Consider the following 23152-nt stretch of genomic DNA (forward strand, 5'->3'; position numbering starts at 1 on the left):
TATCGAGACCTCTCCGCATTTATTCTGAAAACACCGCAACTAGTTGCGGGTAAATCAGAATAAATGCGGAAAGGCGATGAGTGACGTGAGTTGAGTGGTGTGGAGGGCGGGCACAGCGTAGAAGGATAGACGGGCGGACGCCGCTACGCGCCTACCAGCCCCTTTGCGGGGAAGTGGGTGATGGGCGTCCGCAAAAATCTATCGGCAAAAAGCGCTCAAACCGCGGTAAAAACTTCATCAAATCGTGACCTTGCCGGTAGCCTAAAAGAATGAAGGTTTTGGTACTGGGCCCCGGCGGTCGTGAACACGCAATTATCCGAGCACTCCTGAAAGATCCAGCCGTTACCGAGGTGCACTCAGCTCCCGGCAACGCGGGCATCGCCCAAGACGTGCCCGTGCACGCTATCGATGCAAACAACCCCGAGGCAGCCCTTGCGCTAGCCACCGAACTGGCCGCTGACCTGGTCGTCATCGGCCCTGAGGCTCCTCTGGTTGCTGGTGTCTCAGACACCCTGCGCGATGCTGGCTTCCCCGTCTTTGGCCCTTCCAAGCCCGCTGCCCTGCTCGAGGGCTCCAAGGCTTTCGCCAAGGAAGTCATGGCCAGTGCCAATGTACCCACCGCTATGGCTAAGGTCGCCACCAACCGCGAAGAAGCAGAAACCGCTCTCGCTACCTTTGGTGCCCCCTACGTCGTGAAAGACGACGGCCTAGCAGCAGGTAAGGGCGTCGTTGTCACCGGAGATTTTGATGCTGCCCTGGCCCATGCTGAATCCTGCTTTGCAGCTGGCGGTAGCGTTGTCATTGAAGAGTACCTCGACGGTCCCGAGGTCTCCCTTTTCGTCATCTCAGACGGCAGCACCTGCCTGCCCCTCTCACCCGCCCAGGACTTCAAGCGCATCTTCGACAACGACGAAGGTCCCAACACCGGTGGCATGGGTGCCTACACCCCCCTGCCCTGGCTACCCGAAGGTTTTGTCGAAGAGATCATTGAGCGTGTCGCCCAGCCCACCGTTGATGAAATGGCCCGCCGCGGCACCCCCTTTGTTGGCGTGCTCTACTGCGGTCTGGCAGCTACCTCCCGCGGCATCCGAGTGATCGAATTCAACGCCCGCTTTGGCGACCCCGAAACCCAGGCAGTGCTTGCCCGCCTGCGCACCCCGCTGGGCGGCGTCCTTCTGGCAGCGGCCAAGGGCGAACTGCCCGCCGACCTTGCTCTTGACTGGGACCCCCGCACCGCCGTTGACGTGGTCATGGCAGCAGAGAACTACCCCGATACTCCCCGCAAGGGCGATGCCATCACCGGCCTGGACGCCGCCAACCAGCGCGAGAACGTGCACGTTGACCACGCAGGTACCGCCCTCGACGGCGAAGAGATCGTCACCGCCGGTGGCCGTGTGCTGGCTGTCGTCGCCCTGGGCGAGAACCTCACCGAAGCCCGCGAGGCTGCCTACGCCGGCGTGCGCGACATTACCTGGAAGGGCGCCCAGTACCGTTCAGACATTGCGCTCGCCGCCGCCGAGAATCGTATTCAGATTCCCGCCCAGAACTAACCTCCCCGTGACTGCCCACCGTACCCCGTGTGGGCAGTCACTTTTCTATCACCTCACAGCCCACCTGCACACCCCAGGAGAAAATCATGAGCCATACCCCCGTAGACATTCCCGGCTGGAAGCACGTATATTCCGGCAAGGTCCGTGACCTCTATATTCCCGATGAGGATACCCAGGACGTTACCGGCCTGAACGTGAAGGACGACGCCGAACTGCGTGCCGGCTCCGTGATGGTGGTTGCCACCGACCGCATCAGCGCCTTCGACCAGGTGCTTCCCACCGAGATTCCCGATAAGGGCAAGATTCTGACCCAGATGTCCCTCTGGTGGTTTGAGCAGCTCAAGGGGGTGCCCAACCACGTGCTGTCTACCGACGTACCCGAGGTGGTAGCAGGCCGCGCCATGATCTGTAAGTCTCTGAACATGTTCCCGGTTGAGTGCATCGTGCGCGGCTACCTGACCGGCTCGGGCCTGGCCTCTTACCGCAAGACCGGTAAGGTCAACGAGTTTGAGCTGCCCGCCGGTCTGGTGGACGGCTCCCGCCTGGAGCCCGCCCTCTTCGCTCCTACCGGCAAGGCAGAGGTGGGGGAGCACGATGAGCCCATCACCCGTGAAGAGCTGGACGCTGAGGTGGGGGAGGCTATCGCCGACCGCCTGCAGGAGCTGACCCTCTACGTTTACGAAACCGCCGAGAAGATTGCCCGTGAACGCGGTATTATTCTGGCTGATACCAAGATTGAGTTCGGTACCGACTCCTACCGCGGTGAAATTACCCTGGGCGACGAGGTCCTGACCCCCGATTCCTCCCGTTTCTGGGATGCTAATGACTATGAGCCCGGCCGCGCCCAGGCATCCTTCGATAAGCAGTATGTGCGGGACTGGCTCAAGAGCGAGGAGTCGGGCTGGGACGGCACCGGCCCTGTGCCTGAGCTCCCTGCCGAGGTCGTAGAGAAGACCCGTGCCCGCTACGTTGAGGCCTACGAGCGTCTAACCGGTCAGACCTTCCAGGCCTAGACCTGCCCATCGCGCACCTTCTGGTGGTACTCGTAATGGGCGGCCCCGATTTCTGAGAGGGCGTAGAACCAACGAATGTGCTCAGCGACTGTTCGCTGGGCACGTTCTGCATCTCCGGCAATAACCGCCGCGTAGATGGCCCGGTGCTGCTCTTGGAGTTCCCGTTTGGTTGCTTCCCAGTCGTCGAGGTAGGGCACGGCCTCCTGCACGTAGCCCACGGTTGCTAGGTGCAGGGAGTCGATAACGGTATCCATCACGATGTTCCCACCGAGTGACGATATTTCGTAGTGGAAGCGGGTGTCGCAGAAGTGGAAGCGGTCGTCGCTAATATCTGAGTGGTCCATTTCTTCGAGGTACTGCCGGGCGGTGGCGAGGGACGCGGCGTGTTCGGGCTGGTGGGCTACATCGGCGGCACGCGCGGCAGCTTCGCCTTCGAGCAGGACGCGGGTGCTCACGATATCTGCGACCGGCAGGGTGCGGGTGGCGATGTGCATGCGCAGGGCCCAGCCGAGGGCGTCCGAGGGTTCCGAGACCACGACAGCGCCGGCCTTGGGGCCTGAGCCCACACCTGACCGAATGAGCCCCACTGCGGAGAGAATGCGCAGGGCTTCGCGTACCGAGGCCCGGGAGATGCCGTATTCCTCTGCCAGGGAGCGCTCACCGGGCAGGCGGTCGCCGACGCGCAGCTGGCCGTGGCGCAACCGGTGTTCGATGGACTCGAGCAGGGCGGTATAGGTGGGCTCTTTTTCTTTCACGCGCTATCTTTCAGGTGGGGTAGGTACATAGACAAGGTATAGGTAAGGGCGGTGCAGTTCCAACGTGTGTTACGTGGGACTGCACCGCCCTTTGTGTGCCTAGATTATAGATGTGAACCTGTGATTAGTGGCCGGTGAGGTAGGGCTCAACCAGTAGGCTGGAGAGAACGGTTGCCTGGAGGAAGACCAGAGCACAGACGGCCAGCAGCAGGATGAAGGACCAGCCGAGAACTGCCTTGAAGATTTCGGACTCCTTGCCTTCCATGTTGACCGAGGTGGCCGCGATGGCGAGGGACTGGGGTGAAATCATCTTGCCGACTACACCACCGGTGGTGTTAGCTGCCAGCATGAGTTCGGGGTGGGCACCGGTCATGCCGCCTTCTTGCAGGTGCTCAGCGGCGGTGACCTGGAGTTTGGAGAAGAGGGCGTTGGCTGAGGTGTCGGAGCCGGTGACGGCGGTGCCGACCCAGCCGAGGACGGGTGCCAGGAAGGCGTAGGCTACGCCGAGGGAGGCGACGTATTCACCGATGGCAACGGTCTGGCCGGAGTAGTTCATGACGAAGGCCAGGGCTAGAACCAGGGCGATGGTGGCAGCTGACCAGCGCATCTTGTAGGCTACGGCGCCGATTTCCTTGAAAGCGTCAGCGATGGAGAGCTTGTACTTGCCGTTTTCGTTGAAGATGGCGTAGAGGATGGCAACCAGGATGCCGGAGATCAGCAGGTAGGTGCCGGGGTTGCCGAGCCATGCCCACTTGTAGACGGTGTCTACTGCGGTGCCGTCCGCCTTGAGCAGACGTTCAGAGAGTAGAGGCATATCGAACTTGACGACGGTGGTCTTGAGCCAGTTGACCAGCGGGGTGTAGAGGTTTGCAACACCGAAGATGATGACAACGACCAGGTAGGGCATGAGGGCCATCCAGATGCGGCGGCCGGGCAGGTGCTCAACTTCGAGGGGGGCGGTGATGCCGTAGCGTTCGCGCACGCCCTCAACGCCGCGGGGCTTGACAAAGCGCAGGAAGACAACGGCTGCTGCGATGGAGACGATGCAGGCTACGACGTCGGTGAGCTGGTAGACGAAGTAGGTTGCTGCCCACCACTGGGCGATAGAGAAGGAGGCGCCGATGACGGCTGCGTGCATCCAAGCGTCCTTGAGGCCCTTGACGCCGTCGAGGATCCAGAGCAGGATGAAGGGCACGAAGAAGGCGATGAAGGGGGCCTGGTGGCCGACGAGGGCGGCGATGACGGCTGCGTCCTTGCCGCCGACTTCACCGGCGGTGGTGATGGGGATAGCGACGGCGCCGAAGGCTACGGGGGCGGTGTTGGCGATGAGGACGGTGGTAGCTGCCTTGAGGGGCTTGACGCCGAGGGCCAAGATCATGGTTGCGGTAATAGCAACGGGGGCGCCGAAGCCTGCGAGTGCTTCGAGCAGGCCGCCGAAGCAGAAGGCGATGAGGATGGCCTGGATACGTAGGTCGCCGCCGCCGATGAGGTCGAAGGTGCGGCGCAGGTCTTCAAAGCGGCCGGAGAGTACGGTGACCTGGTAGAACCAGATGGCCATGAGGATAACCCAGACGATGGGGAAGAGGCCGTAGATGCCGCCGCGGAAGGCAGACATGCCAGCGAGATCCCAGGGCATGCCGAAGCCGAAGATAGCAACGAGCAGGGCGACCAGCAGGGAGACGAGGCCTGCGACGTGAGCGCGGGCCTTGAGGCCGAGCAGCATGATAAAGAATGCCAACAGCGGCAGGGTGGAGACCAGGGCGCTGAGCGCGAGGCTTCCTCCTACGGCGTCGGTTACAGCGGTGTAGGTATTTTCCACCGTATTCTCCTTAGTGATGTGTGGTATGGCTGGGCGTCACATCTGTGGGGCACTGAGCCAAAAAATATGAGGCCTAACCTCCTGTGGTCAGACCATTGTTTTTCGAGGTCTACGTTACATGAGATGGTTCACTTTCGCCAAGCTGTGGCCGCATCTATGTGCGGTATTTTTTTATCTCCTGTGGTTTTGTGGGTTTTTCGGGGTTTTTGGGTGTGATCTTGTGTTGGTATGTGCCTACTTGTGTGGCTCTTGGGGCGCGCAGGCGCTCGTGGCGAGGGAGCAGAGTTCTTTCAGCTTTCTTTATGTGGTCAGACCGTTAGATTATTTGCATAAGAAAATATGCTCTATTTAAAGTATCGAAACACCGACCCCATCGTGTTAAATGGGGGAGTAGGAAAAAATCTAACAGGCACCCCGCCCGCCCTTCCTCTCCCACCCGGCCACCGGCGTCCGCGCCCCTGAACCGGTGAGGAAGATGCGGGCTGCCCATGCCGCACAGAAGAAGAGAGAACCAACATGCGTGTCGCACTGTTTTCAACGTGCATCGTCGACGCAATGTACCCCAAGGTAGCTAAGGCTACCGTTGACATCCTGGAGCGTCTCGGCCACGAGGTCGTCTTCCCACAGGGCCAGACCTGCTGCTCCCAGATGCACGTCAACTCGGGCTACTTCGACGACGCCTACCCCATTGTTAAAACCCACGTACAGGCCTTTGAAGAATGGGACTTTGACGCGATCGTTGCGCCCTCAGGCTCCTGCGTTGCCTCTCTCGGCCACCAGCAGCCCATGATCGCAGAGCGGGTAGGCGACGACGCCACCGCACGCGCTGCCGCCTCACTGGCTGCCCGCTCCTTCGAGCTCTCCCAGTTCCTCATCGACGTCTGCGGCATCACCAATGCAGCAGAACAGCTGGGCTCCTACTTCCCCGAGAAGGTCACCTACCACTCCTCCTGCCACGGCATGCGCCTGCTGGGTCTGGGCACCCGCCAGGAAGATCTGATCCGCACCGTTGAGGGCCTGGAATACACCCAGATTGATGGTCTTGACCAGTGCTGCGGCTTCGGTGGAACCTTCTCCTTCAAGAACGCAGACACCTCCGGCGCCATGGTTGCCGACAAGGTAGAGAATATCGAAGCAACCGGCGCATCAATCTGCACCGGTGGCGACTCCTCCTGCCTGATGAACATCGGCGGCGCCCTCTCCCGCAAGAACTCACCCGTACAGACCGTACACTTCGCCGAGATTCTTGCATCCACCAAGGAAAACCCGCTCAAGGTCACCGGCCCTGTAGCTGTTACCGCAGGAGGTAAGTAAAGCCATGTCAACCACCGCACTCGGCATGCCCAAGGTCCGCCACGGCGTCGGCAACATCTTCGAATTCGAGCCCTTCCCCGAATATGCAGAGAAGGAACTCCAGAACGAGCAGTTGCGCGCCAACCTGGGCTTTGCTACCCACAAGATTCGTAATAAGCGCGCCGCCGTCATCTCAGAACTGCCCGACTGGCAGGATCTGCGCACCGCAGGTTCCATGATTAAGCAGAAGGTCATGGCTAACCTCGACACCTACCTCGAAGAATTCGAAAAGAACTTCACCGCCCGTGGCGGCCACGTGCACTGGGCCCGCGACGCTCATGAGGCCAACGAAATCGCCCTCAAGCTGATCCAGGCCGAAGGCGTCACCGAGGTCAACAAGATTAAGTCAATGGCCACCGCCGAAACCGGCCTCAACGAGTTCCTCGAAGAGCACGGCATCCACGCTATTGAAACCGACCTAGCAGAAGAAATCGTGCAGCTGGGCGACAACGACCGCCCCTCCCACATCCTGGTGCCCGCAATCCACCGCAACCGCACCGAGATTCGCGATATCTTCCTCAAGAAGATTGAGGGCGTCAACCCCAACCTCACCAACGACCCCGCAGAACTAGCAGAAGCCTCCCGCTTCCGCCTGCGCGAAAAGTTCCTGACCAACAAGGTCGCTATCTCAGGCGTCAACTTCGGTATCGCCGAAACCGGTACCATGACCATCGTTGAGTCTGAAGGCAACGGCCGTATGTGCCTGACCCTGCCCGATACCCTGATTACCTTTATGGGCATCGAAAAGCTGCTGCCAACCCTGCAGGATCTCGAGGTCTTCACCCAGCTGCTACCCCGCTCGTCCACCGGTGAGCGCATGAACCCCTACACCTCCATGTGGACCGGTGTAACCCCCGGCGACGGCCCTCAGAACCTGCACGTCATCCTGATGGACAACGGCCGTACCGCAGCCCTGGCCGACCAGGTTGGCCGCCAGGCCCTGCACTGCATCCGCTGTTCAGCCTGTATGAACGTCTGCCCCGTCTACGAACGTGCAGGTGGCCACGCCTACGGCTCCACCTACCCCGGCCCCATCGGCGCAATTCTCTCCCCCCAGCTGGGCGGTATCGAGAACCAGTACAACTCCACCCTGCCTTACGCGTCCTCCCTCTGCGGCGCCTGCTACGAAGCCTGCCCCGTTAAAATCAATATTCCCGACGTGCTGGTTCACCTGCGCGGCAAGGCCGTTGACCACGAAAAGGCTCAGGGCGAATTCGCCGGTGGCAAGAAGGACCGCCACGTGCAGATGGACGCCATGATGTTTGGTGCCAAGAAGCTCTTCAGCTCAGGCGCCCTCATGGCCCTGGCTACCAAGGGCCTTCCCGCCTCTAAGCTGATCACCGGCAAGAGAGGCAAGATTACCAAGCTGCCCGGTATCGTCGGCGGCTGGACCGAATACCGTGATATCCCGGCACCCCCCAAGACCTCCTTCCGCAACGAGTGGAAGAAGGAACGCGGTTCTGCTCCCAAGCGTGTAGGCGGCGAACGCGTTGACCTTCAGGCCATTATTGCCGCTAACCAGGCTAAGCTTGCCGAGGCCCACGCCAACGCTGAGACCGCTAACCCCATCGCCCCCAAGGAGGCCAACTAATGTCTGATGCAAAAGCAGAAATCCTGGGCCGCATCCGCGCCTCCCTCTGGGACAATCCCCAGCCGGCTGAGCCCGTCCGCGCCTACCGCCGCGAAAGCGACAAGGGCAGCGAGGAAATCATCGAGATGCTGGTCGACCGCCTAATCGACTACAAGGCTAACGTCTACCACGAGACCGAAGAAACCATCGCCGCCCGTGTGGGTGAGCTGCTGGGTAAGTCCTCCCGCTACGTGGTACCCACCGGCCTCAAGGCCGAGTGGCTGCCCGAAGACACCGCAGCCCGCTCCCGCGTGGTTGACTCCGGTAACGCCAACAAGCCCGGGGCTCTCTCTGTGCGCGAGCTCGACGCCATCGACGCGGTTGTCACCTCTTCGACCGTCTCCTGCGCTGAAACCGGCACCATCGCCCTAAACAGCACCGAGACCGAAGGCCGCCGTGCCATCACCCTGGTACCCGACCACCACATCTGCGTGGTTCCCGTCGATACCATCGTCGAGCTGATCCCCGAGACCGTGGCTCGCCTGAACTTCGACAAGCCCATCACCTGGATCTCAGGCCCCTCCGCAACCTCAGACATCGAGCTGATTCGCGTTGAAGGTGTGCACGGCCCCCGTACCCTGGACGTCATCATCCTCAAGTAGGCTCATACCTGATCTGTGATAGAAAGGGCCCCCTTGCTCAGGCAAGGGGGCCCTTTTATTGGGTGCTTCAAGGGGAAGCTAGGGATTCGGACGCTTGATGACGGGAAGAGCGCCCGTAGCCGCCCGCACCGCGGCGGCCCGCTCTAGCTTCTTAGCGCTACGACGCTGCCGGGAACCTGAGCCGCCATCGGCCTCTGAGTTGCTACCGGCGTCTTTACGCCCTACTGCCCCGATGGCCGAGGCCCACAGGGGGAAGAGAAGGACGGTCAGCGCCCCACCTGCCACCAGCAGGGAGGCGTTTTGTTCGCTGAGCAGATCGTTGGCCAGCGCCACCTCGGTGACAGCAACAATGATGGGCAGACCCGCCGCAGAGTAGAGCCCCAGCTGGAGCTTTTCCTGCACGGTGGTGAGCCCCGAACCGGTATCGAAAAACTTTTCAGCGGCAAAGACCGGCAGGCCGCGCACCGCCAGAATACCGAGCACGATGCCGGCAAGGAGCAACGGCTGCTCCCAGATGACAGACACCTTAATGCCCATGCCTGAGCTGACGAAGAAGAGGGGGATAAGGAAGGAGAAGCCCAGGGTTTCAAGGCGCTTTGAGAAGGGTTCAAATGCGCCCTCGGGGGTGAGAGAGCGCAGGATGATACCGGCGGCAAAGGCCCCCAGCACCACATCGAGCTCAAAGACCGCGGCAACCATCATGAGGGTGGCCAGCAGAAACATGGCCAGGCGGAGCATGGTCTGGCTGGTGGTGTTAGCTTCAGCTGCCATAGTGCGGCGCAGGCCAGGAATGTGCTCAAAGAGGCGGTGGGGCACAATCGCTGAAATCACCGCGATCACCATAAAAGCGAGCAGAATCATTACCGCTACCCAGGGGGCATGCGATGAGAGCAGTAGTGACATGGCGAAGATGGGGAAGAGCTCACCGATAGCCCCGTGCACCATCACCCCGTCGCCCACCTTTGTGCCCGATTTTCCGTGGCTCTTGAGGAGGGGTAGGAGCGTGCCCAGGGCGGTGGAACTCAGGGCAATACCGATGACCGCGTAGGTAGAGAAAGAATCCGAAAACTGGGAGAGGCTCATCGCCAGAACCAGGCCGAGGGTGAAGCTCACCAGCCAGGACCCCACAGCGAAGGCCCCCTGGCGCCCGCGCAGGGCTCCGGCGTTAATTTCGTAACCAGCCAGCAAAAAGAGCAGGCCCAGACCCAGATCCTTCACCAGAGCAACCCCGCCGTCGGTACTCGCGAAGCCTAGCACCTCGGGCCCGATCAGCACACCGAAGATCAGCAGGAAGACAACATCTGGAATTTTCTTCTGAACGAGGGCGGACGCCAGCGGCGCCAGCAGGGCAGCGGCGGCTATCCAGAAGATAGAAATATACTCGCTGGTCGCTGATGAGCCAGCGGCCAACAGGACGGCGTCAGTAGGGTAGGTATTCATGGTGGCTTTCATCGAGGTGAGAGGCAACCTATCTAGTGTGCCATGTGTGCCCCTGTCCGCGCAGGGTGGCGGGGCAGTGTTAGGCTAAAGCATGTATTTATTGAGGAGTATTGCGTGACCGACCTAAAAACCGCAGGCCGTGTTATCGGTATTGACCTGGCTCGCTGTGCTGCTCTGATTAGCATGTTTATCGCCCGTGGAGCCCCCGGCGGTGGCCCCGGTGGGATGTTGAACCTGAGTGAGTTTCTGACTGCCCCGCTCTTTGCCTTCCTCTTAGGGGCGGGCGCTTTCTTTTCATCTCAGCGTATGAGCTTCCCCGCCCTCTTTGCCTCTTCGGTGGTGCGGGCTATAGCCCTGGTTGCTCTGGGGCTCTACATCGGTACCTGGGGCGCCCAGGTCGATATCGTACTGGAGTACCTGGGGCTGCTGAGTCTGCTTGTGGCCCCCCTTGTCTTCCTGCCCTCCTGGGCCCTGGCCCTCCTGGCTGTGGGTAGCTGGTGGTTTGCGGCGTCCGCCCGGACCTACTTCCAGCCCCAGGCTATGCAGGCTTCTCTTGACGGCAGCTACACTGCCTACCTCTACGAGTGGATGTTTACCGGCCAGAACTACCAGGTCTTTACGCTGCTGACCTACGCCTGCATCGGTGCGGTGATTGCCTTCCTCATCGAACGCTGGGGTGTCTGGGTCGATGTAGCCCTGACCTTGTTGGGGAGTCTGGTGACCGGCGGTCTCTTCTGGTACTCCCGTTTTGCTGTTGCAGAGTTCCTTCCCTACACCTCCAGTCGGCTTGAGATTGCCTTTAGCCTGGCATCCTGCCTGGCGACCGTGGGCTGGTGCTGCCTGCTGGCGCGTGCTCTGGCCGGGCGGGAGCACCTGGCCGGTGTACCGGTAGCGGCTGGGCGCATGACCCTTTCCCTCTATGTGCTCCAGATAGCCGTGCTAGCCCTGTATTCCAACTATGCGCCGGCCTACGGCCTGCCTGCCTCGGATAACTCCTGGGCTATGATGTTCGGGCTCATTCTGGGTGCCCTGCTCTTTGCCTGGGTCTGGCAGCGACTGCTGGGGCAGACCTTTATGCGGCGCGGCCCCCTGGAGACTCCGCTAGCGTGGATCTCTGGCAGGGGCTAGACTCTCAGCATGCATACTTTTTCTTCGGAAGCCGGCTCCACCAGGGCCGGCTCTTCTTCACGCACCTGGGTGCGGGTAGCTCTAGCTGCCCTGCTGGCCCTGGCCTGGCTTGCCGTGGCAGGCATCGGCGGGCCTTACTTCGGTAAGATCTCCGAGGTCTCAACCAATTCCCAGACAGATTTTCTGCCCGCCTCTGCTGAATCTACTCAGGTGGTAGAGCAGCAGGGTGACTTCCTGGGCACCGACGCGGTACCCGCGATTCTCGTCTTTGAAGCCGACGGCTCCCTCACCGACTCCCACCGCACCTACCTGGAAGGCCTGACCGACCAGCTGGCGGCGTCCGGAACCTTCACCGGTGAAAGCTCACCCGTAATCTACTCAGAGGACGGCCAGGCGGCGGAGCTCATTCTGCCCATCTCCACCGACCAGGAGACCCGAGGGGTTGTTGACGGTATCCGCGCTGAGATAGCCCAGGCCCCCAATGGCCTCACCGGCTATGTGACTGGCCCGGCCGGTTTCTCGGCCGACCTGGTCGAAGCCTTTGGCGGCATTGACGGAATCTTGCTCGCGGTAGCTCTTATTGTGGTCTTTGTGATTTTGTTGGTGGTCTACCGCTCGCCCCTACTGCCAGTCATTGTGCTGATGAGCTCCATGGTGGCTCTTTCGGGTGCTATCTTCGTCATCTGGCACATGGCCAATGCTGGGTGGGTCATGATTAACGGCCAGGTACAGGGAATTCTGCTGATCCTGGTAGTCGGCGCTGCCACCGACTACTCCCTGCTCTATGTAGCCCGCTACCGCGAGGCGCTGACCCAGTACACTTCCCGCTGGGAAGCAACCCGCGCTGCCTGGCGCGGCTCCCTCGAACCTATCCTGGCTTCCGGTGGCACTGTGATTGCCGGTCTGCTCTGCCTATTGCTCTCTGAGCTCTCATCGAACAAGGCACTGGGCCCCGTAGCCGCTACAGGTATCGTGCTGTCGATGCTGGCCTCGCTCACCTTCCTGCCCGCTGTCCTAGCCCTGCTGGGCAGGGTCGCCTTCTGGCCCGCCCGCCCCCGTTACTCATCTGAGGTCAAGGACGCCTCCGCCGGCTTCTGGGCTAAAATTGCGGCTTTCGTCTCGGGCAGGCCTCGCACGGTCTGGCTGGTTACGGCCCTAGTGCTGGCCATCTTTGCGGGCTTCTCGGCCACCTTCCAGGCTAACGGTGTGCGCCAGTCCGATCTGGTGCTAGGGGAGTCCCAGGCTAGAGACGGCCAGAACGTGCTGGCGGAACACTTCCCCGGCGGGTCTGGTTCCCCGGCTAACGTCATTATTCCCGCAAGCGAGCAGGACGGCGCTGTGGCAGCCCTCGATGCCCTAGACGGGGTAAGCTCCATTGCCGCTGTTGCCCAAGACTCGCCTGCCGGTACCGTGCCGGTGGGGGCGTCCGCTGAGTCCGCCCCGCCCGTTTTTGCCGGTATCAGCCCCACCGAGGTTGAGGGGCGTATCATGCTCCAGGTAACCCTGGCTAATCCCGCTGACTCACCGGAAGCAGAAGAAACCGTGCGCCAGATGCGTGAGGTCCTGTCCAACGCAGCTCCCGAATCCCTGGTGGGCGGTACCACCGCGTCGGATATTGACACTATCGACAGCGCCCAGCGCGACCGGGCTCTGATTATCCCGGTAGTGCTGGTTGTTATCACCCTGATTCTGATGGTTCTGCTGCGCTCAATTCTGGCACCGCTGATGCTGGTGGCTTCCACGGTGCTGTCTTATCTCACCGCCCTTGGCGTCTCAGCTCTGGTCTTCAACCATGTTTTCAATTTCCCCGGTGCTGACCCCACTGTGCCCCTCTACGGGTTCGTCTTCCTGGTAGCCCTTGGGATTGACTACACCATCTTCCTGATGACCCGTGTGAGAGAAGAAGCTCTGCATCAGGGTACTAAGAGCGGCCTGCGCACAGCCCTGGTAGCAACCGGCGGTGTAATTACCTCGGCCGGTATCGTGCTGGCTGCAACCTTCGCAGCCCTGGGCGTTATCCCGCTGATTTTCCTCGCCCAGCTGGCCTTCATCGTTGCTTTCGGCGTACTACTCGATGCCACTGTGGTACGGGCCCTGCTCATACCGGCACTCGTTGAAGACCTGCGCAAGAACATCTGGTGGCCCTCTAAGCTCTCCCGCTAAGGCCTTAGCGGGAGAGCCTATCTCGCCGGGTGGAGCCACCCGTGGGGCATAGAGAAAGGGGCCTCCCTGTTCTACAGGGAGGCCCCAGTTTCTTGAGTTAAGCTGGCTTAGGCGGCCAGGAACTTGAGGTAGTCAGCCACGAACTGATCAACGTTCTTCTGCTGCTCTTCTTCTAGCTCCAGCTTGCCGGTGCTCCAGGCTTCACCGGGAATACGGATGCCCAGGCCCTCGCCTTCCATCAGGTTGGCACGGACGTAGGGGACCAGGTTGCGCAGGTTCTCGCGTACGAACTTGCCGTAGGTTGAGTTAGCAACCGAAGCCACGCCGACCTTCTTGCCGTTGAGGACGGTGGGGGTGGTGTTATCGCCCGCGATGACGGCGCGTGAGGCCCAGTCAATCAGGTTCTTCAGTCGGGCAGGGTAGGAGCCGTTGTATTCGGGGGAGACCAGAATCAGGCCGGCCGCGTTCGCGATATCGGTGCGCAGCTTCTCGACGGAAGCGGGTGCGGGGAATTCGGAGTTCTGGCTGAGTAGGGGGACGGCTGAGAAGTCGTAGACCTCGGCGCTCTGCCCTTCGTTTTCAAGGGCTTCGACGAGCTGCTCTGCCAGTTGGGTGTTGAAGGAGCCGTTACGGTCGGAACCTGAGATAACGAGAACTTTCTGTGACACTGGTTTTCCTTTCACATTTGTATTTTTCTTTAGACTACACCCAATAAACTTTACAAAGCAAGTATTTGTGACGTGGTGTCACGTGCAGGAGACAAGAGAGATATGAAAAAACCGCCCCCGACTAGAGTCAGGGGCGGTTGTGCTTGGTCGGGATGACAGGATTTGAACCTGCGACCTCGTCGTCCCGAACGACGCGCGCTACCAAGCTGCGCCACATCCCGATTGCTGCATATAACAACCTCTCAAGTATAGCGCGGCGGTCTTAAGCCTGCCAAATCACCCCCGACTTAGCCCTCGGTGCTGTTGTTCTCTTCCCAGGCGCGGGACATGGCGGCAAAGCGTCCGCCGGCCTCGACCAGGGCGGCGGGGGAGCCGTCCTCAACCACGCGCCCGTCCGCCACCACCAGCACCCGGTCGGCGGTGAGCACCGTGGAAAGCCGGTGGGCAATCACCACAGAGGTGCGCCCGGCCAGCAGGGACTCCAGGCCCCGTTGCACCAGTTTCTCGGTGGGAATATCGAGGGAGGCGGTGGCTTCATCGAGAATTAGGACGGCCGGGTCGGCTAGGAAGGCCCGGGCAAAGGAAATGAGCTGCCGCTGGCCCGCAGAGATCCGCCCGCCGCGTTTAGAGAGGTTGGTATCGAAGCCCTGGGGCAGGCTGGCGACGAAGTCGTAGGCTCCGACCCTGCGGGCAGCTTCGAACACCTCTTCATCGCTGGCAGCCGGGTTGCCCAGGCGGATATTGTCTGCCACGGTGCCCTTGAAGAGGTAGGCCTCCTGGGTCACCATGACGACCTCGCGGCGCAGCTGTTCATCGGATAGGTCGCGCAGGTCTACCCCGTCGAGAGTGAGTTGACCATGGGTGACATCGTAGAAGCGGGCAATGAGTTTGGCGATGGTTGATTTACCGGCGCCGGTTTCTCCCACCAGGGCTAGGCGCTGCCCGGCGGGGATGTCGAGATTCAGGCGATGTAGGGCGGGGCGTCCTTCGACGTATTCAAATTCAACCTCATCGAAGACCAAGTGGCCCGTTGCTGGGGTCTCGCGCTGGGCTGGACGCTCGGGCTCAGCTACCTCGGGCTCTTCGGCGAGGAAGCCCGAGACTTTTTCGAGGGCAGAGACCGCTGACTGGAACATGTTGTAGTAGTCCGAGAGCATGAAGATAGGCTCAAAGACCCGGTTGGCGTAGATGACCAGGGCCAGTAGGGTGCCGGCCTGCATGGAGCCGCCCAGAATGGAGTAACCGCCAATGACCAGCACAATGGCCACGAAGATGTTACCCAGGGCCTGTAGGGCTGGCATGTAGGTGCCGTGCACCTTGATGGACTGCATGACGCGCACTCGGTAGTCCTCGGCGGCGTCCGCGTAGGCTGCGCGCGAGCTCGCCTCGGCGCGGAAGGCCTTGACGGCGCGTAGGCCGGTGAAGGTTTCGGCAAAGCGGGAGATGATGCGGGCGGACGCCACCCGCTGGGCCCGGTAGGCCAGTTCAGATTCGCGGCGGAACCAGGCGGTCAGCCAGGCGATGGGCAGCATCATCACCAGCAGGGCGAGGCCTGCCCGCCAGTCCATCAGGCAAAGAGCAAGCACGGTAAAAGAGATAGAGAGCAGCATGGCTGCAAGCTCAGAAAGCCCCGAGTCGAGGAACTGCCGAATCGTATCGAGGTCGCTGGTGAGGCGGGAGATGACGCGGCCCGAGGTGTAGGTGTCGTGAAAGCCTACCGAGAGTTTTTGGGCGTGCTCAAACATGCGCTGGCGCAGGTCAAAGAGCACCTTCTGGGAAATTTTGTAGGTGAGCAGAATGTTGGTGTAGGTCGCTAGGCCAGCGACGACCGCTGCCGCTACATAGAGGGCTGCCAGGGTGATGGCGTAGCTGCTGTCTCCTGCCAGCAGGGGTTCTAGGGCGTCGTTGATAGCTGTGGAAATCAGCCAGGGCATGGCGGTGGTCAGTGCAGTTGCCAGGACGACCAGGAAGAGGGTAAAGACGAGGTGGCCCCGCACCGGGCGTAGTGCATCGACAAGCAGGGTTACCGAGCGCTGCCGCACGGCCCTGGATTCTTCGCGACTCAGGGTGATCTTGTCTTCGGAATCTGTAATGTTCTGTGCAGCCACGCTGCTAGCCCTCCTTGCTCTCGTGGGCTGGGGTACCGGTGTCCTGCCCTGCGGCAGGCAAGGTGGTGTCGGTGCTCATGAGGTCGCGGTAGACGGGGTTGTCCAGGAGCTCTGCATGGGTGCCCACAGCAGCTACCTGCCCCTGCTGCAAGAGCACAACCCTGTCGGCCAGGGCCACCGTAGAGGGCCGGTGGGCCGTGAGCAGGGTGGTGGTCTCGGTCAGCTCCTGTTTGAGCAGGCCCACCACCTTCTCTTCGGTTGTCACGTCGAGGGCAGAAAGCGGATCATCGAGCAGCAGGACGGCCGGGGCGGCAGCAATAGCGCGCGCTAGCGAGAGGCGCTGGCGCTGGCCGCCTGAGAGGCTCATGCCCTCTTCGCCGATGACGGTATCGAGCCCCTGGGGCAGCTGATAGACATAGTCAGCGGCAGCCACCGTCAGGGCACGGGTTAGAATGGCTTCTTCCTGGTCAGGGGTCAGCTCGCTACGGTCAACCCCGAGTAGGACGTTATCGCGCACACTGGCTGAAAATAGCAGGGGGTCTTCAAAGGCAATCGCTACCTGGGAACGCAGTTCAGGCAGGGGAAGGGCAGCGATATCGCGACCGTTCAGGCTGATGCTTCCCGCGGTCGGCTCATAAAGCCTCTGTACCAGCTGCAAGACGGTCGACTTACCCGATCCGGTCGAACCGACCAGGGCAATAATCTCTCCCGGGCGCACTTGTAGAGAGAAGCCGCTAAGCACCTGCTGCTCTTGCTCCCCATAGCTGAAGGTGACGTCCTCAAAATCGAGGCGGGCAGCTGCCGCCTCGGGGCGCTCGCGGTGGGCCGGCAGAATGTCGATATCTTCGCCTGCCTCGCCCACCATGACCTGGCGGTGGCGGTCCATAGAAACACTTGATGCCAGATACATAGAAATCAGCATGCCCGAGCGCTCCACCTGGGTAAACAGGATGGTGGCGGTTGCGAAATAGCTGGTGAGGGCACCAACGGTCATGACGCCCGTGCTGACCAGGTGCAGGCCCCAGAGCAGGGCCAGGCAGAGGGAGGCTCCGCTAATGAGGGTGGTCTGCATACGGACCCGCCCCATGGCCCGGCCTCGGGCAACTTCAAGGTCGAGCAACTCTAGGGACTCTGCGCGGAAGCCGGCCAGGGCGTGCGGGCCCCGCCCCAGGGCCTTGAGCACACGCAAGCCCTGCACCGATTCTTCGACGGTTGTTGCCAGGTCGCCGGTGTGTTCTTGGGCCTTGCGGGTCAGAGTGCGGAAGGTCAGCACGAACCGCCAGACGCAGAAGAGGGTCAGCGGCATGCTGGCAAGAAAAACAAGACCCAGCTGCCAGGAGCCGGTAAACATGTAGAAACTGCCGACAGTTACCTGCACAGCCACGGTAATGATTTGGATCAGGCCGAAGGCCGTCCAGCGGCGGATAGTACCCAAATCGCTCATGGCTCGGGTGAGGAGTTGGCCCGAGGGCCAGCGGTCGTGGAAGGCCACGGGGGAACGCAGCAGACGGTCAAAGAGGTCGATGCGCATGGTGTTCTCAACCGTACTGGCGGGTTCAATCACGAGCTGCCTACGCAGGAAGAAAAGGGCAGACTGGGCCAGACCCAGGGCAAAAACCAGGGCGCCCCCAGCCCAGACTGCCCCCACCGTGGGCTGGTCGGTCAGCATAGCATCGACAATCCAGCCCAGTACCTGGGGGATAGAGATAGCGATAATGGCGGCGGTGAGCGCTACAAAAAGACCGCAGGCCCAGCGCGCACGAATAGGGCGGGAATACTGCCAGAGGGTGATATCCTGCTCGGTGCGGGCCTCGTAGGGTACGGGGTCAGGTGTGGGCAGGGGAGAGACGCGCAGCAGTCGAGAAGCCATAGTAACCTATCTTACATTTGCATTCCTGTAAAAACCAGATAAGTTACCGGGCTGTCAGCGTCACCAGTACGGCCTCGGGTGGGCAGAAGAGACGTACCTGGGCATAGCGTGAGGTGCCCAGGCCAGCTGTCACCTGTACTGGAACATCTCCCTGGTAGGAAAGACCCTTAGCCCGGGACGGGGGTAGATCGCAGTTAGCAACCAGGGCCCGCCCACCCGGCAGGCAGACCTGCCCACCATGGGTGTGGCCCGCAAAGATAGCCTGGGCGCCGTCGTCCGCAAAGCGGCCCAGGGTGCGCAGGTAGGGGGCGTGGCAGACACCCAGGCGGACGCTCGGGCTCGGCTCCGCATCGAAAGCGGTGGGGGAGAAACCGGGGTGGCGGTCGTACTCCAGGTGGGGGTCATCCACCCCGGAGAACTCTAGGCGCAGCCCTGCTACGGTGAGCGCCTCATAGCGGTTAATCAGCCCTACCCAGCCGCGAGCATCGAAGGCATCGTGCATCACCTGGGTGGGGAGTACCGCGCGGGTCTGGTCGTTGGCCTCGTCCCCGGTGTTCTTCTTCCAGAGATAGCGGGCCGGGTTCTTGGGCACCGGGGCAAAGTAACAGTTAGAGCCCGGCACATAGACACCCGGAAAGTCCATTAGAGGGTCAAGCGCTTCGAGAAGGGCGGGCAGGCCGTCCATATGGGAGAGGTTATCGCCGGTATTGATGACCAGGTCAGGCTCCAGCTCGGCCAGAGAATGCATAAAAGCGATTTTCCGAGCCTGCCCCGGAATCATATGCATATCCGAGATATGCAGAATCTTAAAATCGGGGGTGCCAGCCGGCAGAATGGGCAGGGCTTCCCTGCGCACCTGGAAGTTATTGAGCTCAATAAAGTGGGCATAAGCGGCCGTGGCGGCCCCAGCCACAGCACCTGCTACCAGAACCCCTGAAAGGGTCTGGGCAAGAGCACCAGCTGAAGCCGCCACGCCACGAGAATTCTGAGAATTCACGGGAGTCCTTACTGGTTAGTACCAAGAACCTTGTTCGAAGGAGTATCGAACTTATCGGTGTTGTAGTTCTTCGCCTGAGCCTGCATGAACTTCTGCCACTGGGCACCTGCGTAGGTGGCACCGTCCACGTAGTACAGAACCCTACCGTTGATGGAAAGGCCGTTGAGGGGGCGAGAGGTATTTTCAACACTACCCACCCATGACGCGGTGGAGAGACCCCGGGTGTACCCAACGGTCCAGGTGTGGGCGGAGTTATCGGTAGTACCGGTCTTAGCGGCGGACGCATCGGGCAGGCCAATGCCGCGCTGGTAACCCGAACCGTCCACCAGAACCTGCTTGAGCACGTAGTTCACGCCGTTGGCAACGTCCTCTTCAAGTACGCGCTCACAGGTGGACTTGTAAATCTTGACCTCGGTATCGCCCTTGGTGACCTTTTCCAGCGCCATAGGCTCGCAGTAGGTACCACCGCTCGCGAAAGTAGCATAGGCTGCTGCCATAGCGAGGGGAGTGGTACCGCGTTCCCAGCCACCGAGCAGGTAGGCAGGATTATTCATGTTGTAAGGGTCATTGCCCGAACCATCGGTAATACGGAGCTTGGCGCGAAGGTCGTTGATGGCGCAGGCATCGGTCACCGACGCCATCTTAATGGCGTAGGAGTTAATGGAGTTCTTCAGGCCGTAGGCTACTGTGCCCCAGGTTCGGCTTGAGCCATCTGCGTTCTGGAAGGAGTAGCCGGTTCCAGAGCTTGAAAGCACGTACCCCTCAGGCTGGCAGCTAGCAGGCCACTGGAAACTTTGCGGGTAGCTGATAGTGGTGCCATCGATGGTAGCGTTGACGCCCTTGCCGTCCTTAATCCACTGGGCTAGAAGCACGGCCTTGAAAGTTGAACCGGGCTGCCAACCCGCTACACCGCCATGATCCACATCCGCATTGAAGTTGAAGTAGTTATCAGCAAAGTTGCTCGTATCAGAAGGGCCGTAGCCAGAATTCTGAGCCATGGCAATAATCTTTCCGCTACCGGGAGCAACGGAAACGAGAGCGGCACTGACGCGGTCGGGGTTGTTGGTGGAAGGCTGGGTGGCCTCAACCTGGGTCTTGGCGTCCTTCTGTGCGTCAGGGTCAATGGTGGTGACGATCTTGTAGCCGCCGCGGTAGAGGGCATTTTCACGGTCCTCTTCGGTGGCACCGTAGGTCTCGTCACCCAGGAAATCAAATATTGCGTACCTACAGAAATGCGCAAAGTCGCCGGCGGTGGAGCAGCCCATGGGGGTGGTGTGAATATCGAGAGTGATCTCTTCGTTCAGGGCGTCAGAGTATTCGTCCTCGGTGATTTTGCCGTCGCGGAGCATAGTGCCCAGAACTACGTTACGGCGTTCCTTGGACAGCTCGGGGTTAACATCGGGGCGGTAGATGTTAGGTGAAACCACCATACCCGCCAGAACCGCCGACTGGGAGATGCTGAGCTCTGATGCTGAAATGCCCCAGTAGTAGTAGGCTGCGGCTTCTACGCCGTAGTTGGAACCGCCCAGGTTGATGATGTTGAGGTAGCCCTCCAGAATCTGGTCTTTAGAGAGATTCTGCTCCATCGAGATAGCCAGCTTAATTTCCTTGATCTTATCAAGGTAGTCCTTATTGGCACCCAGGGTACCTGCCTCGGTACCCGCTTGCTCAGCGGCATCAATCAGAAGGTTGTTGACGTACTGCTGGGTCAGAGTAGAAGCGCCCTGACGAGCTTCGGGGTTAATAACGTTATTGACCAGGGCACGGGCGATACCCATGGGGGAAACCGCACCGTGCTCGTAGAAGTTACGGTCTTCAGACGAAAGAATTGCATCCTTCATGTGCTGGGAAATGTCATCCAGCGTCACCTCGGTGCGGTTCTGAGCGTAGTAGGACGCCAGCTCAGTCTTGCCGTCATTCGCGTAGATAACGGACGGCTGAGAGAGCGGCCCGTCGCTGAGGGAAGCGGGCAGACTCTTAAACCAGTTCATTGATGCATTGATAGATGCACTCAGGGCCGTGGTGGGCGGCACCATAATCAGCGCCGCAATAAAACCGGCAATGATGCTCAGCGCAACAAACTGAACAAGGTCGCCGGGGCTACGGCGCCTCTTTCGCACATTCTTTGAAGAAGCCATTGCATCAGTTTATCGGCTCAGGGCGAAAAGCGCACCGGCGTGCATGTCACAGCCACCCAAGAAAAACCTGTGAGAGGTGTAAGAGTCGTCTTTTTAGCCCCGGTGGTCTAGGCTTGGTGCTATGGAAAAATGGGAATACGCAACAGTGCCCCTGATGATTCACGCAACCAAGCAGATCCTCGATAACTGGGGTGAAGACGGCTGGGAGCTCGTTACCGTGCTCCCCGGTGCCCCCGCCCCCAGCGGTGCCACCCCCGCCGGTAATATGGTTGCTCCCACTCAGGGCAATCCAATCGCCTACTTCAAGCGCAAGAAGGCTAGCAACTAAATACTCACACCAGAACCGGGTTCAGGCTGACCATAGCCACGAGCCCGGTTTTTGGCCCCTAGAAACACTGCTTTTCAAGAAGGTACACCGTGTCAAAGATCGAAGATCGACTCACAGAACTAGGCTACGACCTACCCGAGCTGGCAGCCCCGGTAGCCGCCTACGTTCCTGCCGTCACCAGCGGCAACTATGTCTACACCTCGGGCCAGCTACCTTTCGTTAAGGGCGAGCTACCCGCCACCGGCAAGGTCTCAGATTCCGGCGCTGAAGGCTTTGTAGACCCCGAAACCGCCCAGAAACTAGCTGGCCTCTCAGCTCTGAACGCCCTGGCTGCTGTCAAGTCCGTCATCGGCGATCTTGACCGCGTCACCCGCGTGGTCAAGGTGGTCGGTTTCGTTTCATCAGACCCCTCCTTCACCGGCCAGCCCGCCGTCATCAACGGGGCCTCCCTGCTTCTGGGTGAGGTCTTTGGCGAGGCGGGCGTGCACGCCCGCTCAGCCGTTGGTGTGCCGGTACTGCCGCTGGATTCCCCGGTAGAAGTTGAAATCATCGTGGAATATGCCTAGCCAACCCATGTACACCGGTGCACTCAAACGGGTGCCGCCGCCGGCGTCCGCCCCCTATGCTTCGGTGGCGGCCCCCGCCCCCAAAACCCACCCCATCCCATCGAGCCAGCAGGACTCAGCCCGTACCTGGCTCGATGAAGGGGAGTGCACCCCGCGCGCGGCCAAGCCCGCCGCCGCGGTCGTTTTTGTGCGCGATGGCGCCTCAGGGCCCGAAACCTTTATGACCTACCGCGTGAAATCGCCCATGGGGCGGGTTGCCTTCCCCGGCGGGTTAGGCGTGCCCGAGGACGCCGCCCCTACCGGCTGGGTCGGGCCCGGTGGCGACTACTGGGCTAAGGCTTTTAGCGAGGACGACCTGGGGGCAGCGCACGCAGTTGTGGTCACCGCAGTGCGTGAGCTCTTTGAAGAGACCGGCGTGCTCTTAGCTGGCAGCGGTGAGCTCTCAACCATCGAACTCACTAGCGGGCACGAATGCATGGCCTCCCGCCAGGCCGTTGCCCAGCAGGATAAAACCTTTGCTGACTACCTTGAACGCCGGGGCCTGAAGATTCGCGCCGACCTGCTTAAACCCTTAGCGCGTTGGCAGTCACCGGGCTTCTTCCATAAGCGCTACGACATTCACTACTTCACCTGCGCTGTGCCTGTAGGGCAGAGCCCCTCCCTGCTAGCTGGCAAGGGTATCTGGGGGCGTTGGGTGAACGTGCGTGACCTGGTAGCTCACCCCACAAGCGTGGAGCTCGGTAATGAAATTGGGCAGGAGGACACCATCGGGGTTCCCTTCCAAGAGCTGGTGACCCCCGGCGTCATGTACCTGCTCGAACAGCTGGCGACCTCATCGGGGGCGGTAGCCTTTCTGGCTAAACGGCGTCAGGTTTCCCTCTACCTGCCCGAGGTCAAGCAGGACGCCGCAGGCACCTGCTACCTGGCGGTGCAGGAGAAAAAGGTTTAGAGCTGACCAGGGCAACAATAACCCCTTATCAGGCATGGTGCGCTAGGGGCTAAAAAAGCCGGGTGACCAGTTATG

Annotated in this window: 18 protein-coding genes and 1 tRNA gene; 10 read left to right on the forward strand and 9 right to left on the reverse strand. The window is 60.8% G+C overall.

Annotated elements, in window-relative coordinates; all coding sequences use genetic code 11:
• Positions 1-269: 269 nt before the first annotated feature.
• Both purD and QM007_RS02070 read left to right on the forward strand, forming a co-directional pair.
• On the forward strand, positions 270-1550 hold the full coding sequence (gene purD / locus QM007_RS02065; RefSeq protein WP_283490341.1) for a phosphoribosylamine--glycine ligase: 1281 nt from the start codon (positions 270-272) through the stop codon (positions 1548-1550).
• 86 nt (positions 1551-1636) lie between these two features.
• Entirely contained in the window at positions 1637-2563 is a 927-nt protein-coding gene (locus tag QM007_RS02070) for a phosphoribosylaminoimidazolesuccinocarboxamide synthase (RefSeq protein WP_283490342.1), read from the forward strand.
• Here the strand turns inward: QM007_RS02070 and QM007_RS02075 are convergent.
• Entirely contained in the window at positions 2560-3318 is a 759-nt protein-coding gene (locus QM007_RS02075; RefSeq protein ID WP_283490343.1) for a FadR/GntR family transcriptional regulator, read from the reverse strand. The two genes, QM007_RS02070 and QM007_RS02075, sit on opposite strands and share 4 nt — an antisense overlap.
• Positions 3319-3442: 124 nt before the next feature.
• Complete coding sequence (locus tag QM007_RS02080) at positions 3443-5137, reverse strand: L-lactate permease (protein WP_283490344.1); 1695 nt, start codon at positions 5135-5137, stop codon at positions 3443-3445.
• A gap of 516 nt (positions 5138-5653) precedes the next feature.
• Between QM007_RS02080 and QM007_RS02085 the strand changes: the two genes are divergently transcribed.
• The 3 genes from QM007_RS02085 to QM007_RS02095 are packed head-to-tail and all read left to right on the forward strand — an operon-like array spanning position 5654 to position 8722.
• On the forward strand, positions 5654-6451 hold the full coding sequence (locus QM007_RS02085; protein ID WP_283490345.1) for a (Fe-S)-binding protein: 798 nt from the start codon (positions 5654-5656) through the stop codon (positions 6449-6451).
• Between the two features lie 4 nt (positions 6452-6455).
• A complete protein-coding gene (locus QM007_RS02090; protein WP_283490346.1) occupies positions 6456-8081 on the forward strand; it encodes a LutB/LldF family L-lactate oxidation iron-sulfur protein in 1626 nt (541 codons plus the stop codon).
• Positions 8081-8722, forward strand: a complete 642-nt coding sequence (locus QM007_RS02095) for a LutC/YkgG family protein (RefSeq protein ID WP_283490347.1) — start codon at positions 8081-8083, stop codon at positions 8720-8722. Before QM007_RS02090 ends, QM007_RS02095 begins: the two co-directional genes overlap by 1 nt.
• A gap of 78 nt (positions 8723-8800) precedes the next feature.
• On the opposite strand, the gene QM007_RS02100 is transcribed toward QM007_RS02095, so the two are convergent.
• Positions 8801-10162: a cation:proton antiporter gene (locus QM007_RS02100; protein WP_283490348.1), complete on the reverse strand. Its 1362-nt coding sequence runs from the start codon at positions 10160-10162 to the stop codon at positions 8801-8803.
• A 114-nt stretch (positions 10163-10276) separates the two neighbouring features.
• Here QM007_RS02100 and QM007_RS02105 point away from each other — a divergent pair, with 114 nt between their 5' ends.
• Together QM007_RS02105 and QM007_RS02110 are read left to right on the forward strand one after the other, a co-directional pair.
• A complete protein-coding gene (locus tag QM007_RS02105) occupies positions 10277-11290 on the forward strand; it encodes a DUF418 domain-containing protein (RefSeq protein ID WP_283490349.1) in 1014 nt (337 codons plus the stop codon).
• A gap of 9 nt (positions 11291-11299) precedes the next feature.
• The gene (locus QM007_RS02110) at positions 11300-13453 is read left to right on the forward strand and encodes an MMPL family transporter (protein WP_283490350.1); all 2154 of its coding nucleotides are present in this window, start codon (positions 11300-11302) and stop codon (positions 13451-13453) included.
• Positions 13454-13560: 107 nt separating this feature from the next.
• Here the strand turns inward: QM007_RS02110 and QM007_RS02115 are convergent, their stop codons facing one another.
• The 6 genes from QM007_RS02115 to QM007_RS02140 all read right to left on the reverse strand — a co-directional run bounded on the left by QM007_RS02115 (position 13561) and on the right by QM007_RS02140 (position 21234).
• Positions 13561-14121 (reverse strand): NADPH-dependent FMN reductase, encoded by a 561-nt coding sequence (locus QM007_RS02115; RefSeq protein ID WP_283490351.1) that lies wholly within the window; start codon positions 14119-14121, stop codon positions 13561-13563.
• Between the two features lie 144 nt (positions 14122-14265).
• Positions 14266-14342 (reverse strand) — tRNA-Pro (locus QM007_RS02120).
• 66 nt (positions 14343-14408) lie between these two features.
• Entirely contained in the window at positions 14409-16229 is a 1821-nt protein-coding gene (locus QM007_RS02125; RefSeq protein WP_283490352.1) for an ABC transporter ATP-binding protein, read from the reverse strand.
• Positions 16230-16233: 4 nt separating this feature from the next.
• The gene (locus QM007_RS02130; protein ID WP_283490353.1) at positions 16234-18099 is read right to left on the reverse strand and encodes an ABC transporter ATP-binding protein; all 1866 of its coding nucleotides are present in this window, start codon (positions 18097-18099) and stop codon (positions 16234-16236) included.
• A gap of 43 nt (positions 18100-18142) precedes the next feature.
• Positions 18143-19096, reverse strand: coding sequence for a metallophosphoesterase (locus QM007_RS02135; RefSeq protein WP_502949068.1), 954 nt, complete (start codon positions 19094-19096; stop codon positions 18143-18145).
• 8 nt (positions 19097-19104) lie between these two features.
• On the reverse strand, positions 19105-21234 hold the full coding sequence (locus QM007_RS02140; protein WP_283490354.1) for a transglycosylase domain-containing protein: 2130 nt from the start codon (positions 21232-21234) through the stop codon (positions 19105-19107).
• Between the two features lie 121 nt (positions 21235-21355).
• Here QM007_RS02140 and QM007_RS02145 point away from each other — a divergent pair, with 121 nt between their 5' ends.
• The 3 genes from QM007_RS02145 to QM007_RS02155 all read left to right on the forward strand — a co-directional run bounded on the left by QM007_RS02145 (position 21356) and on the right by QM007_RS02155 (position 23077).
• Positions 21356-21562 (forward strand): DUF4177 domain-containing protein, encoded by a 207-nt coding sequence (locus QM007_RS02145; protein WP_185174154.1) that lies wholly within the window; start codon positions 21356-21358, stop codon positions 21560-21562.
• Between the two features lie 89 nt (positions 21563-21651).
• The gene (locus QM007_RS02150) at positions 21652-22128 is read left to right on the forward strand and encodes a RidA family protein (RefSeq protein WP_283490355.1); all 477 of its coding nucleotides are present in this window, start codon (positions 21652-21654) and stop codon (positions 22126-22128) included.
• Positions 22121-23077: an NUDIX hydrolase gene (locus tag QM007_RS02155; protein ID WP_283490356.1), complete on the forward strand. Its 957-nt coding sequence runs from the start codon at positions 22121-22123 to the stop codon at positions 23075-23077. Before QM007_RS02150 ends, QM007_RS02155 begins: the two co-directional genes overlap by 8 nt.
• Positions 23078-23152 lie beyond the last annotated feature (75 nt).

Source organism: Rothia sp. SD9660Na, from assembly GCF_030064065.1.
In the GTDB taxonomy this organism is placed as follows: Bacteria; Actinomycetota; Actinomycetes; order Actinomycetales; family Micrococcaceae; genus Rothia.

What these genes read in the sequence shown, in the direction of transcription:
- purD (WP_283490341.1), top strand. Translation starts at nt 270, where the DNA reads ATGAAGGTTTTGGTACTGGGCCCCGGCGGTCGTGAACACGCAATTATC.
- QM007_RS02070 (WP_283490342.1), top strand. Translation starts at nt 1,637, where the DNA reads ATGAGCCATACCCCCGTAGACATTCCCGGCTGGAAGCACGTATATTCC.
- QM007_RS02085 (WP_283490345.1), top strand. Translation starts at nt 5,654, where the DNA reads ATGCGTGTCGCACTGTTTTCAACGTGCATCGTCGACGCAATGTACCCC.
- QM007_RS02090 (WP_283490346.1), top strand. Translation starts at nt 6,456, where the DNA reads ATGTCAACCACCGCACTCGGCATGCCCAAGGTCCGCCACGGCGTCGGC.
- QM007_RS02095 (WP_283490347.1), top strand. Translation starts at nt 8,081, where the DNA reads ATGTCTGATGCAAAAGCAGAAATCCTGGGCCGCATCCGCGCCTCCCTC.
- QM007_RS02100 (WP_283490348.1), bottom strand. Translation starts at nt 10,162, where the DNA reads ATGAATACCTACCCTACTGACGCCGTCCTGTTGGCCGCTGGCTCATCA.
- QM007_RS02110 (WP_283490350.1), top strand. Translation starts at nt 11,300, where the DNA reads ATGCATACTTTTTCTTCGGAAGCCGGCTCCACCAGGGCCGGCTCTTCT.
- QM007_RS02130 (WP_283490353.1), bottom strand. Translation starts at nt 18,099, where the DNA reads ATGGCTTCTCGACTGCTGCGCGTCTCTCCCCTGCCCACACCTGACCCC.
- QM007_RS02140 (WP_283490354.1), bottom strand. Translation starts at nt 21,234, where the DNA reads ATGGCTTCTTCAAAGAATGTGCGAAAGAGGCGCCGTAGCCCCGGCGAC.
- QM007_RS02145 (WP_185174154.1), top strand. Translation starts at nt 21,356, where the DNA reads ATGGAAAAATGGGAATACGCAACAGTGCCCCTGATGATTCACGCAACC.
- QM007_RS02155 (WP_283490356.1), top strand. Translation starts at nt 22,121, where the DNA reads ATGCCTAGCCAACCCATGTACACCGGTGCACTCAAACGGGTGCCGCCG.